The organism is Hymenobacter segetis, from assembly GCF_054776495.1.
Genome location: NZ_BAAHBV010000001.1, coordinates 1139746 through 1161256, shown reverse-complemented (window position 1 = coordinate 1161256; position 21511 = coordinate 1139746). Strand labels below are relative to the sequence as shown.

Genomic DNA, 21511 nt, shown 5'->3' with positions numbered 1-21511 from the left:
CGCTCCAAAAAAAGCCCCGCCAAATTGGCAGGGCTTCCAGTCAGTCGAAGCCCCTGATATGGGTGTATTTTCGTTCGTTTTGCCGCCCCACTCGCACGATTTGGCGCTCAAAGTCTTTGGAATCGTTGAGGACTTTATAGAACCCATCTAAATAGTGGGTGGCAAATTCCTGCTCATTGCGGCTGAGGTAGGGGCAGGCCAGGTACACGTTGTAGAGCGCGGTGCGCCGGGCATTGAAAAGGTCGCGAATGGCGGCATACGTCTCCGGCGGGAAGTCGTAGCCCCGATACAGTCGCTGCCGCACCGACGTGATGCCGAGCTGCTCCGGCGGCACGGCGTAGGGGGCATTCACCAATCCGCTGTAATCGAAATCGAAGGTCACCGGTATTGGCGGGGTACTCAGGCTGCGGGCCAGCAGGCGGATATTGTGCCGGTAGGGCACCGACCAATCCGTGTTGCCAATCATGTATTGGAACATGACCATCGTGGCCGTGGCCGGTTGGTCCAGGTTGTCCATGCCGATGAACAAGGGCTTCGGCACCACCTTGGCCTGGTTGCGCCGCGCCATCGCCTCGGTATTTTCCAAAAAGAAGCCGTAGTGCACCGATGTGCTGCCCCGGCCGCTGTCGTCGCGGTAGGTGATGCGACATAGCCTGACCCGGTAGCTGAAGTCCGTCAGAGCGTTGTAGAGCTTATACACGAGGTATTCCCGCAGGGTGTATTCGTCGGAGAGGCAGTGGGTGGTCAGTTTCAGCTCGGCTACGGGCCCGAATAGGGCGGTGTGCCCGTTGGGCGGTGGAAACTTTACCAGCAGCGGCGGGAAGTCGCACACGTTGGGGTCTTTGCGCCGATTGCCGCGCACCTGCACCTGCACGGCCAGCGTTTGCAGGGTGGCCTTGGCATCGCGGTAGGTGATGAGGGCCGGGTGGATACTGGGACTAGCGCCGCGGTCTTTCAGAACCTGCTCCAGCGGCAGCGAGAGCGTGAGCTCGACGATTTCTTCGCTGGTAAAGAAGGGATTATCGCCGGCGTAGGCCTGCCCCTGTGCCGGCCATCCAGCCGGTGCCAACGCCGGCTGCCCCAGCAGCAGGCCGTAACAAACCAGAACCAACAGCAGCGAAATCATCACGGCAGCGGGCCAACGTGAGGCGGCCCTTTAAAGTCAACCGGCCTGGCGATGCAATCAACCGGAGCAAATACGGCTCAACCTGAAACAGGTCAAACGGCTAGATTATCAACGCTTAAAAAGCGCATCAATCGACTTGCCCTGGCCCTGGGCGAAGGGAATACCCATCATATAAGCCACAGTGGACGGCACGTCGACCAGGGTGCAGGTATCCTTCACAGTGCGGCCTTTTCTGAAATCCGGCCCCAGTGCCAGCAGGCTGATGTGGCGGCAGCCCTCGCAGCCATCGCCGTGCTCGGTCCAGCCGGGGGGCACGGTGTCGAGGTGGCGGCCATGGTCGTTGGTCACGAACAGCGCCGTGTTGTTGCGGTAGGCTTTGTTCTTCTGCAGAAACTCATAGAGCTGCTCCACATACCGGTCATCGCGGTTGATGCCCCGAATGTAGTTGGGCCAGTTGCCAGCGTGGGCGTAGCCGTCGGGCTCCATAAAATTGATGAGCACCAGGTTGGGCTGGTACTGCGTTAGAATGCGCTTAACGGCTATTAAGGTTAGAGAATCAGCTCGGTAGCCGGTGCCCGGGCCGCTGATGCCGCAGTCGATGGAAGGCGGGTACTGGTCCTTCCACTCGGGGTTGAGTGTATTGGCCAGAATGTACAGCTTGTCCTTGCTGGTGATAAGCCAGGCGGCCGTGGCAGGCTTGCCCGTGGCCTTGCGCCACAGCTGAAAGATGGAGGGCTGCTGCGGAAATTCCTTGTCGTAGTTATCAATGGGCTGGTTGATGCCCGTGGTCAGGGCCGTGTGCCCGGAGTTGGTATAAGTGTACCCCTTGTTATAAAAAGCGGGAAAAAACACGCCCCGGGACTTGAGGCTGCCTGACATATTAGGAATGTTGCCCGGAATATTGCCCCACGTCTCGGAGTAGCGCGGACCGTCGATGACGACAATAATGACGTTTTTAGTACGCAGGCGCTTCTTGGTTGGGGCCGGAGCCACACCCACCACAATGAGCAGCAGTAGCAACCCGCCAAGCACGTATTTCAGCCAACCAGGGGCTGTGAGAAAGCGGCTTCGCCGCCCAACAGGTGCAAAGAAAGCCATGGCGCTTAACGAAATAAAACATATAAATATACATTATAATATATTAAATCTATTAAAAAGAGCCCGCCTGCGGCAGTCCAGGTAAAAGCACGAAAGGCTCTTGCTATCCAGTTTGAAGCAGTTGGACCAACATCCCTGAAATAGCAACGGGCTCCGACAGCCGGCCAGCACTGTATTGTGCTGGTCGGCTGTCGGAGCCCGTTTATAGGCTATCTGGAAACCAGTCCTTACTTAAACGGAACTGCCGTGCCGCTTTCCTTCACCATGCTGTTGCCGCTGAGGTCGCGCACGATGTTGGCCTTGAGCGTGATTTTGGCGTCGCCGCTCACGTCGTTGGAGCTGATGGTCACGGCGTCGCTCACTTGCCCGAGCTGGCGCTGGCTGTAGAGCAGTTCCACCACTTCGCTCTGGCCGGGCGCGATGGGGGCGGGGTTGTTCTTATAGCCCACGCAGTAGCAGCCCGACGACAGCGCGCCAAGCACGAGCTCAGTTTTGCCGGTGTTCTTCACCGTGAAGCGGGCGGTGGGCTGCTGGCCGGCCTCCATTTTGCCGAAATCGTGGGCACTGCGGTCCAGCACCAGATGCGGCGAGGCGGCCAACTGGGCCGGCGTGAGCGTGGGCTTAATCTGGTCTTTGGTGAGCACCGTGCCTTTGATGCTGAGGACCTTGCTGGCCTCGGTGGCATTGCTGGTCACGGTCACCGTTTTGTTGAACACGCCGGGGCGGCCGGCGCTGCTGTACATGGCCTTGATGACGCCCATCTTGCCGGGCAGCACTGGGGTTTTGGTCCAGTCCGGGGTAGTGCAGCCGCAGCTGGCCTGCACGTTGGCAATGACCACGGGCTGGTTGCCAGTGTTTTTGAACTTGAACTCGTAGGTGGCCATCGTGCCCTCGGGCACGTTGCCGAAGTCGTGGTTGTCGGTCGAAAACTGCATCACGCCCTGGGCGTGGGCCGCGCCGGCCAAAGCCAGCAGGCAAATAGTAAGGAGTTTCTTCATGATTTCTAAACCCTGAGCCGGTAATCAAATGCCGGGGCGGGCGGTTTTGAAGTAGAAAAAGAAAGCCGCTGGCAACAGTCCCGGGCTGACAATCAGCACGGAATACTTACTACCATTGTACCCCAAATATACGGCCAAACCCCGCCACGCCACCCACCCGGCCCCGATTCCGTATTTTTGCCCCACGGCCCCGGCCGCCCGCCTCTTCCGCTCCAAAATTCCCACGTATCCTGACCCCTATTATATGTCTGCAGCCGAAACCGCCGTGCCCGCGCTAGCCGCGCCCCTCACCAAGGCCGACTTTCTCACCGATTACCGCCTGGCCTGGGAAAGCCGCCACGCCTCGCTGGCCGGCCGCAAAGAAGTATTCATGGGCAAGGCCAAGTTTGGCATCTTCGGCGATGGCAAGGAAGTGCCGCAGCTGGCCATGGCCCGGGCCTTCCAGAACGGTGACTTCCGCGCCGGCTACTACCGCGACCAGACGTTTATGGCCGCCATCGGGCAGCTTACCTGGGAGCAATACTTCGCCCAGCTCTACGCCAACCCCGATGTGGAAGCAGAGCCCGCCACGGCCGGTCGCGCCATGAACGGCCACTTCGCCACCCGCATGCTGGACGACGACGGCAACCTGACCGACCTCGCCCACACCAAAAACTCCTCGGCCGATATCTCGCCCACCGCCGGCCAGATGCCGCGCCTGCTGGGTCTGGCCTACGCCTCCAAGCTGTTCCGCCAGAACCCCGAGCTGCACCAGTTCGATACCCTTTCGACCAACGGCAACGAGGTGGCCTTCGGCACCATCGGCAACGCCAGCACCTCGGAGGGCATGTTTTTTGAGGCGCTGAATGCCGCCGGCGTGCTGCAGGTGCCCATGCTGGTTAGCGTGTGGGACGACCATTACGGCATCTCGGTGCCGGCTGAATATCAGACGACTAAGCAGAGCATCAGCGAAATCATGATGGGCTTGCAGCGCGACGGCGAAGGCCAGTCGGGCTTCGAGATTTACGTGGTGCGCGGCTGGGATTACGCCGGCTTGGTGGATACCTACCAGCGCGCCGCTGCCGTGTGCCGCGAGCAGCACGTCCCCGTGCTTATCCACGTCACGGAGCTCACGCAGCCGCAGGGCCACAGCACCAGCGGCTCGCACGAGCGCTACAAAAGCAAGGACCGCCTGACCTGGGAGGAGGACCACGACTGCCTGCACAAGCTGCGCGAGTGGCTGCTGGCCGAGGGCCACGCCACCGAGCTGGAGCTGGACGAAATCGAAAAAACCGCCGCCGCCGTCATCAAAACGGCCCGCACCGCCGCCTGGGCCGCATTCTTCGACCCCATTAAAGCGGAGCGCGACGAGGCCGTGGCCCTGCTCGAAAAGCTGGTGGCCGACACCGGCACCGAGAACACGCTGCACGAGCAGGTGGAGCAGCTGAAAACCAACCCCACGCCCATCCGGGCCGACATTGTGCGGACCATGCGCCGCGTGCTGCGCGCCGTGCGCAACGAGAAGCGCAGCTTCGGCCGCCGCTCGGTGCAGCGCCACCTGGAGCAACTGTTGGCCGAAAACGCTGACCGCTACAATTCCAATCTATTCAGCCAGAGCGAGCTGGCGGTGGGCAATATTGAAGAAGTGCCCGCCACCTACGCCGCCGATGCGCCCGTGGTGGACGGCCGCGAGGTGCTGCAGGCCTGCTTCGACGCCAACTTCCAGCGCGACCCCAAAATCTTCGCCATCGGCGAGGATGTGGGCAAGATTGGTGATGTTAACCAGGCCTTTGCTGGCTTGCAGGACAAATTCGGCGAGCTGCGCGTGACGGATACCGGCATCCGTGAGTGCACCATTGTGGGGCAGGGGATTGGCGCGGCGCTGCGTGGCCTGCGGCCCATCACCGAAATACAGTACCTTGATTATCTGCTGTATGCCATCCAGATTCTGAGCGACGACCTGGCCTGCCTGCAATACCGCACCAAGGGCGGCCAGAAGGCCCCACTCATCGTGCGTACCCGCGGGCACCGGCTGGAAGGCGTGTGGCACTCGGGCTCGCCCATGCAGATGATTCTGGGCAGCATCCGGGGCATTCATTTGTGCGTGCCGCGCAACATGGTGCAGGCCGCCGGATTCTACAACACGCTGTTGCGCAGCGACGAGCCCGCTATCGTGATTGAGTGCCTGAACGGCTACCGCCTGAAAGAGAAAACGCCCAGCAACGTAGGTGAATTCACCCTGCCGCTAGGCCGCCCCGAGGTGCTGCAAAAAGGCACTGACGTAACCATCGTCACCTACGGCTCGATGTGCCGCATCGTGATGGACGCCGCCAAACAGCTGGCCGAAGTGGGTATTTCCGTGGAAGTTATCGACGTGCAAACGCTGCTGCCCTTCGATACCGACCACCTCATTGCCGACAGCCTCCAGAAAACCAACCGTGTGCTATTTGCCGACGAGGACGTGCCCGGTGGCGGTACCGCCTTCATGATGCAGCACGTGCTGGACGAGCAGCAGGCTTATCGCTTCCTCGACGCGCAGCCGCGCTGCCTGGCCGCGCAGGCCCACCGCCCGGCCTACAGCTCCGACGGCGACTACTTCAGCAAACCCAACGCGGAGGACGTGTTCGACACCATCTATGAGATGATGAGCGAGGATGCGCCGGAGAAGTTTCCGGCTATTTATTAAGCAATTGGCGTGGTAGGCTGGCTCGCGGGCCGGCCTACAGCGTTACCTCGCTGGTGGTGATTTTGTTGCTCTCGTGCAGGCCACGGTCCAGGATGCTGATTTCGAATCGGAACACGTCGCCGGTGTTGAACACCGTACCATCAAGAAAAAAAGGCACCATGTGGCGCAATTCGCCTTTCAGCGGTGCAGCGCGGCCGTCAGCCCCATTCAGGCGCGGATAACGGTCATCGTATTCGCCGACCTTGCCGAAGGGTGGCGGGTTCAGAAAAAATTCGAATTTTCCGGTGGCTGGATTTTTCTTGTAGGGCTGAACGAAATAGTTAAGGCCAAAACCTTTACCGTTATGGCCGCCAGTGGTAGAGTTGAATGGCGGGTTGTTGAGGTCTTCAGGGTCGAGGCCCAAGTCGCCGTCGCCGTCCCGAAAGCTCAGAACAAATTCCAAATCAACTTCTGTCAAATCCCCGGGCTTTGGTGGCGGAATGCGCGTTACCCGAACATCAGTAAACTCAATTTCAGGCGTGTTCGAGTAACTGGGAGCGCTGAGGCAGCCGCTGAGGCCCGCCCCGGCCAGGCCAAGAAGAGCAACTCCGCGCAGGGTACGAAACAAGTTCATAATAGACAGGAAGTGAGAAGTCAGCAGCACAACGGCCGAAGTAGCCCCAAAGTACGTTCTTCCCAACGAATAGCCAACCTGGTTGGTTCGGTGGTACCTGCCAATCTGGTCATCTGCTCATGAGTTTTCGCTTCGATTTTCTGCAAAGGCTGCCGCTTGTTACGGCCGCCACATTTGAGGCTGCCGCGTTGGATTTGTTCCGGTATCAGGCTGTGCATTGCCCACCCTACGCGGCCTACCTGGCGCAACTAGGTCGTGCGCCCGCTGCCGTGGCCGGGCTGACGGATATTCCCTTCCTGCCCATCGAGTTTTTCAAAACCCACGAAGTCCGCACCCAGCCGGCCGAATGGGAGCCGCAGGAAACGTTTCTCAGCAGCGGCACCACGCTCCAGCAGCGCAGCCGCCACCTCGTGCGCGAGCCGGCCCTGTACCGCGAAAACGCAGCCCGTATCTTCGAGCAATACTACGGCCCGCTCACGGGCTGGACGTTTCTGGCGCTGCTGCCGTCGTATCTGGAGCAGGGAAATTCCTCACTGGTGGCGATGGTGGATTATTTCGCGCAGCAATCGGGGCAGACGCAGCCGGCATTTTTCCTGCACGACCATGCCGCCCTGCGCAACGCGCTGGCCGAAGCTAAGCAGGTACCCGGCCGCCGCGTCATGCTCATTGGCGTGAGCTACGCGCTGCTGGACTTTGCTCTGGAAGCTGGCCCCGCGCCGGAGCTGCAAGGCCTCACCGTGCTCGAAACCGGCGGCATGAAGGGCCGCCGCCGCGAGATGATTCGGGAAGAGCTGCACGCGGAATTGCAGCGGGCGTTTGGGCCAGTCGGTATTCATTCCGAGTATGGCATGACGGAATTGCTGAGCCAAGCCTATTCGCTGGGCGATGGCAGGTTCCATAGCCCAGCGCCGCTGCGGGTGCTGCTGCGCGACCCGTCGGACCCATTTTCGATTGGTGACAGACCCGATGGGGCCATCAATGTGATTGATTTGGCGAACATTGATTCCTGCGCTTTCATCGAAACCAAGGACTTAGCGCGGATGCACCCGGACGGCTCGTTTGAAGTTCTGGGACGGATGGATAATTCGGACGTGCGCGGGTGTAATCAGATGGTGTAATTGTAAAATTAAATCCTTTGGGAAAGCCGTACAAATATCATCTAAGACCTGGCTATGGGTCGGATGAATTGCTCTTGGAATTCCTCCTTGATAGTTCTGATGCAGACTTTAACAGCGACCTGTTGGCAACGATTCAGGATATCAATCCTAAAATTGATGGAGTTATAGATTTGTGGATGAATGACGAAGTGATATTTCAGATTTCTTCAAGTAAGGGATGGTTTTCCTTGTCAAAAGATATTTGGGACTTTGCCTTTATCATGGCTGATAACAACCAACCCATTATAAAACTAATTGCCGAATTTTTAGGGCGCAGCAACTTGTTTGAAAAAGAAGAAGTTGATTTTGATGATTACAAGGAAATAAAAAGATAAGCCTGTCATCGAAACTGCGGTAAATAAAAAGGCAGCGCCAGAATCAGTCGATTTTGGCGCTGCCTTTTTTAATTGTCCAATACGACTTCTATTTCCCTGCAAACGCCTTCGCGTCGCCTTCCGTAATCGTGTCGTCGCTCATGATTACGAGGCGTTCCACCACGTTGCGCAGCTCGCGGATATTGCCGCGCCAGTCGAGGCCCTTCAAATATTCCAGGGCGGCGGCATCTATTTTCTTGGGCTTGTTGCCGTAGTCGGCGGCGATGTCGTTGAGGAATTTCTGAATCAATTCGGGGATGTCTTCGCGGCGGTCATTCAGCGAAGGGACTTGGATTAGGATGACCGAGAGGCGGTGGTAGAGGTCTTCGCGGAAGTTTTTGTCGGCGATTTCTTGTAGCAGGTCTTTGTTGGTGGCGGCGAGGACGCGCACGTTTACCGAGATTTCCTTCTCGCCGCCCACGCGGGTGATTTTATTTTCCTGCAGGGCGCGCAGCACTTTGGCCTGGGCCGAGAGGCTCATGTCGCCGATTTCGTCGAGGAAGAGGGTGCCGCCGTCGGCTTGCTCAAACTTGCCGATGCGCTGCTTGACGGCCGAGGTGAAGGAGCCTTTTTCGTGGCCGAATAGCTCGCTTTCAATCAGCTCGGAGGGGATGGCGGCGCAGTTTACTTCTACCAGCGGGCCCTGGGCGCGGTTGCTGAGCTCGTGGAGCTGGCGGGCTACCATCTCCTTGCCCGCGCCGTTGGGGCCGGTGATGAGGACGCGGGCATCGGTGGGGGCCACCTTTTCGATGGCTTTGCGCACGGCCCCGAGGGCGGCCGAGGAGCCTACCATTTCCGAGCCTTTGGTGACGGAGAGCTTCTTTTTGAGCGTCTTGGTTTCGGTGACGAGCTTGGTGCGGTCGAGGGCGTTGCGGACGGTGACGAGGAGGCGGTTGAGGTCGGGGGGCTTGGGCAGGAAGTCGTAGGCGCCTTTTTTGGTGGCTTCCACGGCCGTGTCGATGCTGCCGTGGGCCGAGACCATGATGAAGGCGGCGTCGGTGCCCATGGCCTGGGCGCGGGTCAGGACTTCGAGGCCGTCCATTTTGGGCATGCGGATGTCGCAGAGCACCACGTCGTATTTCTGCTGGATGAGCAGGTCGAGGCCGGCGGGGCCGTCTTCGGCCTGGTCAACTTTGTAGCCTTCAAATTCCAAAATCTCCTTCAGCGTGTTGCGGATGGCTTTTTCGTCGTCGATGATGAGGATGCGGGGCATGCGGGGCGGAATACGGATGGAATGCAAATAGAGCGGCGCGAAGGTAACGAAAAGCGGCGCTAGGAGTTTAAGCTGGATATTGAACGAGGTAGAGACGCAACATTTTGCGTCTCATCGTTGCTGATGTTGTTATTGCTGCCCCGTTCAGCGTAAAGCATAACAGCGCAGCCCCGACCGTTCAACGACGAGACGCAAAATGTTGCGTCTCTACCCCGTTCTTTCAGTCCGTTCTTTTCAACCCAATTCCCCGCATGAAAAACACGATAACCCGGCCCCTGCTGCTCACGGCGGCGCTGGCCGGCAGCTTCAGCCTCTACTCGCTCACCAGCAAGCCCACCGTGGTGGCCGACCCCAACAACGCCGGTCTGAAGCTGCCCGCCGGCTTTGGCGCGCTGGTGGTGGCCGAAACCGGCGGCCGCGCCCGGCATATTACAGTGACGCCGCAGGGCAACATTTTTGTAAAACTCAATAAGCCCAAAGACGGCAAAGGCATCCTCGAATTAAAGCCCACTGCTACCGGCAAGGCCACCGTGACGGGCGGCTTCGGCAGCTACGGGGGCACGGGGATTTATGCCAAGGGCGGCTATTTGTACGCGTCTTCGGATGAGGACGTGTACCGCTATAAGCTCGATGCGAAAGGGGAGGTGACCAACCCCACGCAGCCCGAAAAAATCGTGTCGGGCCTGCTGAACCGGGGCGAGCACGAGAGCAAATCCATCGTGCTGGATAATGCGGGCAACCTCTACGTGAACATCGGGGCCTACTCGAATTCCTGCCAGGTGAAGGACCGGGAGAAGGGCTCGATGGGCCGGCAGAACTGCCCGATTCTGGATTCGGCGGGCGGCATCTGGCAGTTCCGGGCCGATAAAGTGGGGCAGACGTATGGCAGCGGCACGCGCTACGCCACCGGCCTGCGCAACGTGGTGGGCCTCGACTGGAACACGCAGGCCAACCAGCTTTTCGTGATGCAGCACGGCCGCGACCAGCTCCACGACATCTTCCCCGAGATGTATACCACCAAGCAGTCGGCCGAGCTGCCGGCCGAGTGCCTCTACGAAATCACCAAGGGTGCGAATGCCGGCTGGCCCTTCCTGTACTACGACGGCCTAACGCACAAGAAAATGCTGGCCCCCGAGTACGGCGGCGACGGCAAGAAGCTGGCCGACCCCAAGTACCTGGAGCCCGCCGCCGCCTACCCCGCCCACACTGCCCCCGACGGCCTGCTGTTCTACACCGGCACCATGTTTCCGGAGAAGTACCGCAACGGCGCGTTCATCGCCTTCCACGGCTCCTGGAACCGCGCCCCCGAGCCTCAGAAGGGCTATTACGTGGTTTTTCAGCCCTTCAAAAACGGCAAGCCGAGCGGCCAGTGGGAAGTGTTTGCCGACAACTTTGCCGGCTCGCCCGAGAAGGTGGCCAGCGGCCGCGCCGACCACAAGCCCTGCGGCCTGGCCCAGGGCCCGGACGGCTCGCTCTACGTTAGCGACGACAAGGCCGGCACCATCTACCGCATCGTGTACAACCAGAAATAAGCGCGTTCGTGAAGAAGTATTTTGCCCTGCTGGCCGCGCTGTCCCTGACCAGTGCCCCGGCCTTCGCCCAGAAAAAACCGGCCCCCAAAGCCGCGGCCAAAGCCCCCGCCGCCTCGGCCTCGGTGCTCAAGGGCAAGGCCATCTACACCCAATATTGCCTCACCTGCCACCAGGCCGACGGCCTTGGGGTGGACGGTATGAACCCGCCCCTGGCCAAAACCGACTACGTGCTGGGCGACAAAACCCGCCTCACGAAAGTGCTGCTCAATGGCCTCAAAGGCGAGGAAATCAACGGCGAGGACTACCACGGCGTGATGCCCTCGCAGGCCTACCTGACCGACCAGCAACTGGCCGACGTGCTCACCTACGTGCGCAGCAACTTCGGCAACAAAGCCAGCGCCGTGACCGTGGCGGAGGTGAAAGCCGTACGCGCCGCCAATAAGAAATAACCGCTGAGCCGTGGGGCCGCCCCAACGGGCATTGCGCATGCGCTATTGCCAGCGGGACTGCCCCAACGGGCATAGCGGATGCGCTATAGCCAGTGGGGCCGCCCCAACGGGCGGAGCGCGTGTACTATGACCAGTGGGGCCGCCCCAACGGGCGGAGCGCGTGTACTATGACCAGTGGGGCGGCCCCAACGCGCACAGCGCATGCGCTCCGCCCGTTGGGGCGGCCCCGGCGCTTGGAAACAAAAAAGGCCACTCCCGGGCGGGAGTGGCCTTTCTGTTGTGAGGTGATGGGTCTGTAAGCCGGGTTTTGTCCGGGGCCGAAGCCCCTGCCTCACCATTTATCTAGGCCAGTCCTCGCGGAAAGGCTCCATCAACCTACCCGCTGGCGCCGGACGAGCCGCCCGGAGCCGATGCGGCCGAAGCCGCGCCGGCGTACCAGCTTATTTGGTCTTTCAACCCCTGAGGTTTACCCAGCCGGGACGGTTGCCCGCCCGCTGGTGCGCTCTTACCGCACCTTTTCACCCTTACCGGCACCGGCCCGAAGGCCGGTACGTAGGCGGTAATTTTCTGTGGCACTCGCTGTCCTGGTTCGCATTATGCTTGCCAGTCCTTCCCGTTAGGAAGCAAGGTGCTCTGCGTTGCCCGGACTTTCCTCGTCGCCCGAAAGCGCCGCGGTGAGGCGACCCATCACTGCGGGCAAAGGTACGCACGCCGCCGGAATGGAAGGATGCGCGCTCGAGATGCCCTTTCCGGTCATTTAGGGCTTGTTTCGGCCCGATAGAGGCCCATTCAGACAGATTTGCGGGGGAATTAAATTAAATTATTGCAATTATAAATTAAATATATACATTTACAATTGTACTGACGCGACGGCTACGCTTATCAGCCCCTTCCACCCCCCGGGTGCCCGTTCCCCCACTGGCCCCGGCAGCAAAGTAGATTCCCAATTCCCGGCGCGGCTGCAAGATGCTCGCGCCGCCCCCTTGGCCCCCTCTCACAAGAGGGGAGAGGGCTGCTTGTGCCACTTTCCCCCCCTTTTCCTTATGGCTGATACTTCCTACTCCCGCTTTTATGTCGGCACGGTTTGCACGCGTCTGCTGCTGATTTGCTGCTGTTTGTTTCTCACCCATGCGCTACAGGCGCAGCAGCAGGTCACGGAGGAATGGGCCGCGCGCTACGACGGCCAGGGCCGCGCGACGGCCGGTGCCCCCATTCTGCCCGACCAGCCCATCTCGATAGCGGTGGACCATGCCGGCAACAGCTACGCCACCAGCACGGCCCGGGACAGCGGCGCGACGGCCTCGAAAATGGTAACGATAAAGTATTCGCCGACCGGCGAAAAGCTCTGGTTGCGCACCTACGCCGGGGGAAGTGCCCAAGCCATTGCGGTAGATAATGCCGGGGGCGTTTACGTCATGGGCACCGTTATATCCACCTACTCACTTACCGACTACCTGACCGTGCGCTACGACGCCGCCACGGGAACGCAAAGCTGGGCCCGCACCTACAACGCGTTGTACGGCGACCCCTCCCTGGGCAATGACAACCCCATTGCCATCGCCGTAGATAATGCCGGCGGCGTTTATGTCACGGGAACCAGTACCCGTTATCGAGTGAGGGTCTTCAGTACCGTGCGCTATGACGCGGCCACCGGGGTTGAAAGTTGGGCCCGGATACACGGCCTTTTCTCCCGCGCCCTGGCCATTGCGGTCGACAACGCCGGCGGGGTCTACGTCACGGGTACCAGCATCGATAATCCTACATTCCCCACCAAACATTACTACGAGACGGTGCGCTACGACGCCGCCACGGGGGGCGAGAGTTGGTACAATACGTACAACCCCATTATTAGTACCAGTACGTACAATTATAGCGACGCCAGCGCCATCGCGGTGGACAACAGCGGCGGGGTCTACGTCACGGGCACCAGCCATGGCGGCTGCGCCACGGTGCGCTACGCCGCGGCCACCGGAGCCGAGAGCTGGGTGGGCACCTATGCGAGTAGCAGTGCCCAGGCCGTTGCGACGGACAACACCGGCGGCGTCTACGTGGCGGGGACCAAAAACGGGGACTACGTGACTGTTCGCTACGCCGCGGCCACGGGGGCCCAAAGCTGGGCCAGCACCTACAACGGCCCGGCCAATGGCTACGACGGCGCCCGCGCCATTGCGGTGGATAACAGCGGCGGGGTGTATGTCGCGGGCATCAGCCCCGGTACCGCTGATAATGACTATGCCACGGTGCGCTACGCGGCGGCCACGGGCGCGCAAAGCTGGGCCAGCCGCAGCAGCGGCCCGGCCAGCGGCAGCGACGACCAGGCCCGCGCCTTGGCGGTAGACGCCGGGGGCGTCTACGTCACGGGCAGCAGCCAGGCGCCTGGGACCAGCCCAATCCTTTACACGGTAAAAATCCAGGCTGCTACCGGTGCCGTCGGATGGTCGGATTCGTATTCCGGGGCCGCCAGTCTGTGGGACGGTGTCACGTCTATAGCGGTAGATAACGCTGGGAACAGCTACGTGACCGGAACATCCAGCGGTAATACAGTGGGCAGTATCAGGGTGGTAACGGTAAAGTATTCGCCCGCCGGCCAACAGCTCTGGATGAGCGAGTACAGTGGCGGGCAAGCCAGTGCTATTGCGGTAGATAATGCCGGTGGGGTGTACGTCACGGGCTATAACAACATCTACGGCACCCCTGGTGGTGACTATGTAACGCTGCGCTACGATGCTGCCACGGGCGCGCAGAGCTGGGTCAGCTTCTACAATGCCCCCGACAACGGCGACGACAGGCCCCGGGCCATTGCCGTGGACAATAGCGGCGGCGTCTACGTCACGGGCTCAACCAATGGCGCAAGCCGGGACTTTGCTACGGTGCGCTACGCGGCGGCCACGGGCGTGCAAACCTGGGCCAGTCGCTATAATGGCCCCGCCAATAGCTACGACCAACCCTTTGCCATCGCCGTGGACAACAGCGGCGGCGTCTACGTCACGGGCCTAAGCAATAACGGCGTACTCTACGATAACGACTACGCCACGGTGCGCTACGCGGCGGCCACGGGCGTGCAAACCTGGGCCAGCCGCTACAATAGCCCTGCCAACGGCGACGATGCGGCCTACGGCATCGCTGTGAACGGCGGCGGCGTCTACGTCACCGGGGTATCAGATAAAGACATGGCTACGGTGCGCTACGCCGCTGCTACCGGGGCGCAAAGTTGGGCCAGCCGCTACAACAGCCCCGCTAACGGTGACGATTTGGCCAGCGCAATAGCCGTGGACAATGCCGGTGGGGTTTACGTCACGGGCTATACCGACATTTTCGGTGCCAACAACGGTGACTATATCACGATGCGCTACGCCGCGGCCACCGGGGCGCAGAGCTGGGCCAGCACCTACAATGGCCCGAGCAACGGTTACGACGCGCCCTGCGCCATCGCGGTGGACAACAGCGGCGGCGTCTACGTCACGGGCAACAGCCTCAATACAGCTTCAATCGGAACCTTCACCGTGCGTTACAATAGCCTGGATGGTTCGGCTGCATGGGGAAAAAGGAATGAAATCCTCAGACCCATAGGTTTGGCCGTGGACAATAGCGGCAACGTGCTGGTGACCGGCAGCAGCACGGGAGCCGTCACCGGCCCCGACTTCCTCACCGTGAAATACAGCCAGGCGCTGGACAACACCTACGCCTTCTACCGGGCCATCAACCTGAATGGCCCGGCCCTCACGCTCGACGGCCACGCCTGGGCCGGCAGCACGGCCCCAAACTATTCGACCAACGGGGCGGGCTTCCAGAACCAGAATGTGCCCTTGGTGCCGGCCACCGACGCGGCCCGGGCGGGCATGATTCGGGCCTCGGTGTACGGCCCCAGCCTGAAACTGACGCTCTCGGCCGTGCCGGCCGGCACTTACATGGCCTACCTCTACGTGTGGGAAGACAACAACCCGGAAGTGTATAGCCTGAGCCTGAACGGGCAGGTGGTGCGGCCCAACTACAACAGCGGCCCGGCCGGCACCTGGGCCAAGCTCGGGCCCTACCCGGTCACGCTTGGTCCGGCCGGCACCATTCGGTTCACCACCACCGGCGGTTGGCCTAATTTCTCCGGCGTCGAGCTCTGGCAGCAAATCGGGGCTCCACCGGCCGGCCGCCTGACCACCGCCAGCCAGCCGCAAGCAGAAACCCTGGGGGCATTCCGGGTGCAGGCCTACCCCAATCCCTCGGCCACCGGCCGGTTCACGCTGGTGCTGCCCGAGGGCGTACAAGGCGCGGTGACGTACTCCCTAGTGTCGGCGCAGGGCCAGCGGGTGGCCACCGGCCAGTTGCCTGCCTCCGCCTCCGGCGCGGCGGTGGAACTGGACCTCGCCCGGCAGATGGGGAGCGGCGGCATCTACTACCTGCTGCTGAGCGGTACCCAGGGCCAGGCCCGCCTCCGCCTGGCGCGCGAGTGAGCACGAAGATGCCAGCGCCCTCGGAAATCAATAGGAAAATTGGTATATTGAAGAAGCTGCGGAGGCAAGCGGAACGCTAGTCGTGAGCCCCGCCGCGGCCGCAAAAAGCGTCTGTTGCCGATAGGGTTGCGGGAAGAGATGAGCTATGTGACAACCCCTCACCATTTATCCATCTCACGGCCATGAATGAGCAACAAAACACCCAGACGGTAAAAACCGGATACGAGCTGTTCAGCAAGGGCGATATTCCCAACTTGCTGAAACTGTACACGGACGATGTTGAATTTATTATTCCCGGCGCATTGAAGGTCATTCCGTATGCCGGCGTGTACCGCGGCAAGGAAGCGGTGGCCTCGTTCTTCAGCAAACTGCACGAGGCCATGGAATTCGAACGCTTCGAGCCGGTAGAATTCATCGCGCAGGGCGATAAGCTGGTGGCGCTGGGCTACGGCAAAGCCCGGGCGCGGGCCACGGGCCAGTCCGAAGAAGAAGAGTGGGCCCACGTCTTCCAGATGCGCGACGGGAAAGTGTCGCGTTTCCAGGTCTACACCGATACAGCGGCGGTAGCGCAGGCCTTCCAGCGCAGCAGCCAAATGGCGATGTGAGTGCTGCCGCTCAGATTTATCGCTGCGGCCCTGAGCTATTGTCAGGGCCGCAGCAACTCGTTTCTGGTTAAGTGGCCAATGCCTGATAAAAAACGGCAAAGAGAATCACGTTGCACTATAATTTTAATTAACCAGGCATATCAGCTTCAAAGCTTTCGGTTAGTTTCTCCATTTCTATCCAATGAATTGTTAACTCGATTAGCTTTTTTAGGTCAGTTAGATTTTTTCCTTCCCACTTCCTTACATAATGAGTCTCATCATTGCCCAGCCATACGGCACGTTTAGCTACTGCTTTGATTCTAGTGTCACTGACGTAATCAGTTATGCATCCCATAAGGGCCTTTTTCTCGATAATTTCCTTTGCGGACGGGTCTTTTGAAATAGCATAGTCTTTTATCAAAAATTCCAATGCTTTTCGATAACCCATTCCGCATATTTCTAATAGTTCAGATTGTTCCGCATGATAAGCTTGATTGTAAATTGTCATAAAAGTCGGAGATATCAACTCTACCGTTTGATTTATGGGAGCTTTGCTAAATGTGCCAATATTAGTTTTCTCAATAAACCAGTATTGAGTTTTCATTAAGTCGGGGTGAGACCCTACTTCTTCGCGTGTGTAATACCCGAAAAAGGCTTTATCACATTGCCGATTAGGACAAACTAATAACAAGGACAAGTCGGTTTGATAGTGGTTTAAGTAGCCATACAAAGCGTAAGGTCTAATGTGCCGATGACAGTTTGGGCAGTGTTGAGGCAATCCAACTATTGTAACTCTGCCACCATTGGTTTCTACAGAAAACGAGGTGTTATCAAACATTAGCGTTTCGTTTAAAACATTGCTTTATTGTAAAACTAACCCTACTTCCCCTCCCACACATTATCCTTCGGGTAGCTGTCCGGCACGAGGGTGCTGCCCAGCGTCACGCGCTTCACGGGTTGCTTGGTGGGGACGGGGACGGTGACGGAATTGGCCCCCGTTTCCCAGACGGCGATGCTGCGGTGGATTTTCTGGGTGGTATTGTCGGCGAAGGTGACGGTGAGGTCGACGGGGACGGGCTTGCTGCCTTTGGCCTGGACGAGGACGTCGTAGCCGGCGGTGCTTTTGGTGACGCGGGCGATGGCCAGGTCCGGGTAGCCGTCATCGAAGAACCAGCGCTGCCAGAACCAGTTGAGGTTTCGGTTGGCGCCGGTATTCATGCTGTTGAAGAAGTCGTAGGGCATGGGGTGCTTGCCGTTCCAGTTGGTGATGTAGGTGTGCAGGGCCTGCGTGAAGAGCTTGTCGCCGAGCATATCCTTCACGTAGAGGTAGCCCATGCCGGGCTTGGGGTAGGAGTTGAGGAAGAAGGGCATCCCGGTTTGCTGGGTGCTGAGCGTGGTGATGGGCAGGTCGTTTTCGGAGGCGGCGTTCTGGGCGTAGCGGGCCACGCCGTAGTCGTCGTCGAGCTTGGGGTCGATGATGCCCGAAATCAGCCACTCGCCGATGGTGGCCCAGCCCTCGTCCATCCAGCCGTACTTGGTTTCGTTGATGCCCATGTAGAAGGGGAACATCGTGTGGAAGATTTCGTGGTCGGTGAGGGTGATGGCGTCCTCGCGGGTGGCGGTGGGGTTGTCGTTCACCATCATGGGGTACTCCATCTGGTCGAGGCCGTCGAATACGGTTTCGTGGGCGTAGGGGAAGGGCCAGCGGGGGAAGGTGTAGCTCATGGCCTCCACCGTTTTGCGGCTGAAGTTGATGACTTCCTTGTAGTCCTCGTGCTTAGGATTATAAGCGGCATCGACGCGGGTGCGGCGCTTGGTGGCGGGGTCCACCACCAGGCTGGTGCTCTGCCACACGTAGTGGTCGGCGGTGGCGAAGACAAAGTCCGTCACGTTCTTCGCCTCGAAGCGCCAGGTATTCTGGTCGGCCTGGGCGGTGATGTCGTGCCGCTTGGCATCGTCCTCGCTGATGATGCTCACCACGGCGTCCTGCTGCTCGGCGTCGCGCAGACGCTGGGCGTACTTGGGGGCCAGCACTTCGGCAGTGTTGGTGAGGTCGCCGGTGGCCCAGACCACGAAGTTTTTAGGCACGGTGACGGCGGCTTTGAAGTTGCAGAAGTCGTTGTAGAACTCCTGGTCGCCGGTGTAGGGCACGCGGTTCCAGCCGTCGATGTCGTCGTACACGGCAATGCGGGGGAAGAAGTAGGCCACGAAATCGGCTCCCGGCTCAATCTCGCCGGTGCGCTGGTGCGAGCCTTTGTTGAGGGTGTAGGCGTAGGTGGCGCGCACCGTAGCCACTTGGTGGGCACCCAGGGCGCGGCGCAGCGTCACGGGCATATTGGTGGCATCGGACTTCAATTTGCTCACATCAAAGGCTTCGCCGTTGATGGTGAGGTTGAAGATTTTGACGCCGTCGCTCACGTCCTCCGGGGCGATGGCGCGGCTGCGGGGGGCACCCTTCTGGTAGAGGTTGGGGTAGAGCTTGAACCAGATTTGCTTGAGCGAATCGGGGCTGTTGTTGATGTACTTGATATCCACCGTGCCGGACACGAGGCGGGTGCCGGGGTTGAAATTGACGGCCAGGTCGTAGTCGGCGGTGTTTTGCCAGTAGCGGGGGCCGGGCGCGCCGGTTTCGGCGCGGGTGCCTTTGGTGTAGGGGACTTGCAGGTTGCGCGGCAGGGGCAGCGGGCGCTGAGCCAGGGCGGGGCCGGCCAGCAAAAGGAGGGCAAAGGGGAGGAAACGCATGAAACGGAAGAAGCAGAAGAAACGGCAGCAGCGCCGCCAAAGCACAAAAGAACAGTGGGCGAGGTGAAAGAACGTGATGCCGGGCACACGTAGGGGCGGGGCTTGCCCCCGCCCGGACGTTGGCACCGTCGCAACGATTCCGTTCAACGCCCGGGCGGGGGCAAGCCCCGCCCCTACTTGCGCTCAGCCCTAAAACACCTGCAGCGGCACCGCACTCATCATCACCAAACCCAGCTGGGCCGACTCGTTGCCGCCCCACATCCAGAGGGTGCCGTCGTCGCGCACGGCGGCGGAGTGACTGTTGCCGGCGCTGGCCGCCTGCCACTGCTGGCGGCTAAACAGCTCGGCGGGCTGCGGGCGGGCATTGGTGGTGCCGTCGCAGAGCTGGCCGGAGCTGTTGTTACCCCAGCCGTAGAGGGTGCCGTTGGTGTCCAGGGCCAGGATGTGCGCGTTGCCCGGGCTGATGCTGTGCCAGCCGCCGGTGGCCGGGGCGGGCAGCGCGTGGAGGGCGTGCGCGGTGTCGGTGTAGGGGCCGGCGGGCGACTGGCCCCAGGCCCAGAGGCTGCCGTCGGCCCGCAGGCCCAGGAGCTGGCCGTTACTGGTGTAGACGCTCTGCCAGGTTTGGCCGGGGGCGAGGGCGGTGGGCGTGGGGTAGTTGGAGGCGGGGTCGGGCTGGGCCTGCGGGTTTTCGCCCCAAGCCCAGAGGGTGCCGTCGGTGCGCAGGGCAAGGCTGCTGGCCGCGCCGGCGCTCACGCTGCGCCAGTTGCTGTCGCGGCCCACCTGCCGGGGCTCGAAGTAGGGGTCGACGCTGCCGATGCCGAGCTCGTGCCGCTCGTTTTCGCCCCAAGCCCAGAGGGTGCCGTCGTCGCGCACGGCCAGGGTGTGCTGGGGGCCGGCGCTCACGGCCTGCCACCGCATATCGTTGTTGATTGCAGTCGGCCAGAAGCAGTCCTTGAGCTGGCCCACCCCGAGCTGGCCTGCAAAATTGCCTCCCCAGGCGTAGAGGGTACCATCGTCGTGCAGGGCCAGGCTGTGGGCCATGCCGGCCAGCACGGTGCGCCAGCCGCCGTAGGTGGTAATCTGAACCGGCGCGGGGCGGTCGGTGGTGGTGCTGTCGCCGAGCTGGCCGTAGCCGTTATTGCCCCAGGCCCAGAGCGTGCCGTCGGTGCGAATGGCCAGGGTGTGCATGCCGCCGGCGCTCACGCTGCGCCAGTTGCGGTCCTTGCCCACTTGCAGGGGCGCGGGGTTGGCGTGCGCGCCCAGGTCGCGGTGGCCCACCTGACCCTGGTCGTTGTAGCCCCAGGCCCATATCTGGCCGTAGGACCGTAGCGCCACCGAGTGACTGGCCCCGGCGCTGAATCCCTGCGCGTCCCAGTCATTGGCCGAGCCCACGCGCACGGGGGCGTAGCGCATCTCGGTGCTGCCATCGCCGAGCTGGCCGGTCTGGTTCAGCCCGAAGGCGTAGAGCTGGCCGCTGCGCGTCGCGTCGCCGGGGCTGCTGCTCAGGGCGAGGGTGTGCATCTCGCCGGCGCTCACGTTCTGCCAGCTGCTGCCGATGCCCACACGGGTGGGAGTGAGGCGGTCATTATAGTCGTCGTCGCCGCGCTGGCCGCAGCCGTTATTGCCCCAGGCCCAGAGCGAGCCGTCGGCGCTGACGCCTGCGGTGTGGTGGGTGCCGGCGCTCACGGTCCGCATTCGCACGGCCCCGAGGCTGACGGGGTGCCGCCGCAGGTCGGTGGTGCCGTCGCCCAGCTGGCCCTGCTCATTGAAGCCCCAGGCAAATACTTCGTCGTCGGTGCGCGTGGCTACGGTGTGGCGCAGGCCAGCGCTCACGCTGCGCCAGCGGGTGTCGGTGCCGATTTGGGTTGGGGACTGGTGCCGGATGGTGTTGTCCGGGCCCAACTCGCCCAGGAAGTCGTGCTCGTTGTAGCCCCAGGCCCAGAGGGTGCCGTTGGCACGCACGCCCACCGAGTGGCTGTCGCCGGCGCTCACGCACTGCCAGTCGGTGGCGGTGCCAATTTGCACGGGCCGGTGGCGGGTTTCGCTGGTGCCATCGCCGAGTTGACAATAGCTGTTCTGGCCCCAGGCCCAGAGGGTGCCGTCGGTGCGGATGGCGAGGCTGTGGCCCGGGCCGGCGCTCACGCTACGCCAATCGGTATCCTGCCCCACCCGCACGGGGCCGTTGCGCGGGGTGGTGGTCCCGTCGCCGAGCTGACCGTAGCTGTTGCTGCCCCAGGCCCAGAGCGAGCCCTCAGCCCGAATGGCCAGGGAGTGGTACCGGCTGGCAGCGGCATAGAAAGCGCCCGTGGGCAGCTGGGGTAGGGCGCGTAGTAGCGGCGGAGCGGCGGGGGAGTTGTTGGGCATTAATTAAGAGGGAAAAGGGGTGAAGGGTAAGGGTTTGGAATGATTGGGCAAGCCGCACGATGTAGGGGCGGGGCCTGCTCCCGCCCGGACGTTCGCGCCGCTGCAACGATTCCGTTCAACGACGGGCGGGGGCAGGCCCCGCCCCTACATC

The 21511-nt window shown here is 61.2% G+C and carries 15 protein-coding genes and 1 other RNA gene; 7 read left to right on the top strand and 9 right to left on the bottom strand.

Annotated features, from left to right (window positions below):
* Positions 1 to 40: 40 nt before the first annotated feature.
* The 3 genes from ACYU70_RS05005 to ACYU70_RS04995 all read right to left on the bottom strand — a co-directional run bounded on the left by ACYU70_RS05005 (position 41) and on the right by ACYU70_RS04995 (position 3222).
* Positions 41 to 1129 carry a hypothetical protein gene (locus tag ACYU70_RS05005; RefSeq protein WP_342299189.1) on the bottom strand — a complete coding sequence of 363 codons (1089 nt, stop codon included), beginning with the start codon at positions 1127 to 1129 and terminating at the stop codon, positions 41 to 43.
* 105 nt (positions 1130 to 1234) lie between these two features.
* Entirely contained in the window at positions 1235 to 2224 is a 990-nt protein-coding gene (locus ACYU70_RS05000; protein ID WP_342299187.1) for a sulfatase-like hydrolase/transferase, read from the bottom strand.
* A gap of 227 nt (positions 2225 to 2451) precedes the next feature.
* On the bottom strand, positions 2452 to 3222 hold the full coding sequence (locus ACYU70_RS04995) for a DUF1573 domain-containing protein (protein ID WP_460615907.1): 771 nt from the start codon (positions 3220 to 3222) through the stop codon (positions 2452 to 2454).
* 244 nt (positions 3223 to 3466) lie between these two features.
* Here ACYU70_RS04995 and ACYU70_RS04990 point away from each other — a divergent pair, with 244 nt between their 5' ends.
* Entirely contained in the window at positions 3467 to 5887 is a 2421-nt protein-coding gene (locus ACYU70_RS04990; protein WP_342296423.1) for an alpha-ketoacid dehydrogenase subunit alpha/beta, read from the top strand.
* 34 nt (positions 5888 to 5921) lie between these two features.
* Here ACYU70_RS04990 and ACYU70_RS04985 read toward each other — a convergent pair whose 3' ends face one another.
* Positions 5922 to 6530, bottom strand: coding sequence for a hypothetical protein (locus ACYU70_RS04985; RefSeq protein WP_342296420.1), 609 nt, complete (start codon positions 6528 to 6530; stop codon positions 5922 to 5924).
* 89 nt (positions 6531 to 6619) lie between these two features.
* On the opposite strand from ACYU70_RS04985, the gene ACYU70_RS04980 reads away from it, so the two are divergent.
* Complete coding sequence (locus tag ACYU70_RS04980) at positions 6620 to 7618, top strand: acyl transferase (RefSeq protein WP_342296419.1); 999 nt, start codon at positions 6620 to 6622, stop codon at positions 7616 to 7618.
* Between the two features lie 74 nt (positions 7619 to 7692).
* On the top strand, positions 7693 to 7992 hold the full coding sequence (locus ACYU70_RS04975) for a hypothetical protein (RefSeq protein ID WP_342296418.1): 300 nt from the start codon (positions 7693 to 7695) through the stop codon (positions 7990 to 7992).
* Positions 7993 to 8080: 88 nt separating this feature from the next.
* Here the strand turns inward: ACYU70_RS04975 and ACYU70_RS04970 are convergent, their stop codons facing one another.
* Complete coding sequence (locus tag ACYU70_RS04970; protein ID WP_342296417.1) at positions 8081 to 9244, bottom strand: sigma-54-dependent transcriptional regulator; 1164 nt, start codon at positions 9242 to 9244, stop codon at positions 8081 to 8083.
* A 251-nt stretch (positions 9245 to 9495) separates the two neighbouring features.
* Between ACYU70_RS04970 and ACYU70_RS04965 the strand changes: the two genes are divergently transcribed.
* Entirely contained in the window at positions 9496 to 10776 is a 1281-nt protein-coding gene (locus tag ACYU70_RS04965) for a PQQ-dependent sugar dehydrogenase (RefSeq protein WP_342296416.1), read from the top strand.
* 8 nt (positions 10777 to 10784) lie between these two features.
* Complete coding sequence (locus ACYU70_RS04960; RefSeq protein ID WP_342296415.1) at positions 10785 to 11225, top strand: c-type cytochrome; 441 nt, start codon at positions 10785 to 10787, stop codon at positions 11223 to 11225.
* A 280-nt stretch (positions 11226 to 11505) separates the two neighbouring features.
* On the opposite strand, the gene rnpB is transcribed toward ACYU70_RS04960, so the two are convergent.
* Positions 11506 to 11916, bottom strand: an RNA gene (rnpB, locus tag ACYU70_RS04955) — RNase P RNA component class A.
* Positions 11917 to 12268: 352 nt separating this feature from the next.
* Between rnpB and ACYU70_RS04950 the strand changes: the two genes are divergently transcribed.
* The gene (locus ACYU70_RS04950) at positions 12269 to 15670 is read left to right on the top strand and encodes an SBBP repeat-containing protein (RefSeq protein WP_342296414.1); all 3402 of its coding nucleotides are present in this window, start codon (positions 12269 to 12271) and stop codon (positions 15668 to 15670) included.
* A gap of 182 nt (positions 15671 to 15852) precedes the next feature.
* Complete coding sequence (locus ACYU70_RS04945; protein WP_342296413.1) at positions 15853 to 16275, top strand: nuclear transport factor 2 family protein; 423 nt, start codon at positions 15853 to 15855, stop codon at positions 16273 to 16275.
* 127 nt (positions 16276 to 16402) lie between these two features.
* On the opposite strand, the gene ACYU70_RS04940 is transcribed toward ACYU70_RS04945, so the two are convergent.
* The 3 genes from ACYU70_RS04940 to ACYU70_RS04930 form a co-directional block, all read right to left on the bottom strand.
* Positions 16403 to 17092, bottom strand: coding sequence for a hypothetical protein (locus ACYU70_RS04940; protein WP_342296412.1), 690 nt, complete (start codon positions 17090 to 17092; stop codon positions 16403 to 16405).
* A 41-nt stretch (positions 17093 to 17133) separates the two neighbouring features.
* Entirely contained in the window at positions 17134 to 18996 is a 1863-nt protein-coding gene (locus ACYU70_RS04935; protein ID WP_342296411.1) for a M1 family metallopeptidase, read from the bottom strand.
* A gap of 189 nt (positions 18997 to 19185) precedes the next feature.
* Positions 19186 to 21360, bottom strand: coding sequence for an RCC1 domain-containing protein (locus tag ACYU70_RS04930; protein WP_342296410.1), 2175 nt, complete (start codon positions 21358 to 21360; stop codon positions 19186 to 19188).
* Between the last annotated feature and the right edge of the window lie 151 nt (positions 21361 to 21511).